Below are 291 nucleotides of genomic sequence, written 5' to 3'. Positions count from 1 at the left end.
GTGTAGAGGGCCTTGTAGCCGAGAGACGAAGCGAGAGTGTCCGTCCAGTTATAGCCGACCGTCGCAGCGCCCTGCAGCGTGATGTCGGAAGCGACGCCGAAGCCGCCGACGTCGGCCATGACGTCCACGAACCATTTGCTGTTGACGTCATAATGCATGGTAAGCCCGACGATCGGATCGGCCCAGCTTTGCGAACCGCTGCGGTCGATCGCCGGGAAGAAAACGGGATCGAGCCCGAGTTCCACCTTGTTGTGCTGGTAGCGAAGCCCGCCCGTCGCGTAGAGCTGCATG

At 61.9% G+C, this 291-nt stretch carries 1 pseudogene; it reads right to left on the bottom strand.

Annotation, left to right across the window (positions count from 1 at the left end):
• Positions 1-291 (bottom strand): annotated as a pseudogene (locus AF337_RS03945) (hypothetical protein); the annotation flags it as partial.

Source organism: Rhizobium ecuadorense, from assembly GCF_001187535.1.
GTDB lineage: Bacteria > Pseudomonadota > Alphaproteobacteria > Rhizobiales > Rhizobiaceae > Rhizobium > Rhizobium ecuadorense.
Note: the sequence above shows the minus strand (reverse complement) of the source record. Positions and strands in the feature narration are given on the sequence as shown.